This is a genomic window from Poinsettia branch-inducing phytoplasma str. JR1, assembly GCF_000309465.1.
Taxonomy (GTDB): domain Bacteria; phylum Bacillota_I; class Bacilli_A; order Acholeplasmatales; family Acholeplasmataceae; genus Phytoplasma; species Phytoplasma pruni.
On record NZ_AKIK01000134.1, the window covers coordinates 1 to 283 of the forward strand.

The 283-nt window shown below is 30.4% G+C and carries 1 protein-coding gene; it reads left to right on the forward strand.

Features of this window, described 5'->3' with window-relative positions; genetic code table 11:
- Nucleotides 1–283: toprim domain-containing protein (locus tag ON17_RS02665; protein WP_040849836.1), on the forward strand; the 283-nt coding region annotated here is incomplete at both ends.

Below are 283 nucleotides of genomic sequence, written 5' to 3' on the forward strand. Positions count from 1 at the left end.
CCAAATGGATATTCTCAAAAAAGAAAATATCAAAGTCATTATTGCCTTAGATAACGACGAAACAGGAAGAAAAAGAAACGCAGCTTTAGGCGAACAACTAAAAGAACAACAAATCCCTTATGAAATTAGACGCATTTTGCCTCCTTATGACAAAACTTGTAAAGATGTTGATGATTTATTACACCAATTCGGAAAAGAAGCTTATCAAAAATGTTTTTTAGATCCTTATATTTCCTATGAAGAAGCTGAAAAAAAACAAATAGTAGATTTAGCTCTTCATTTT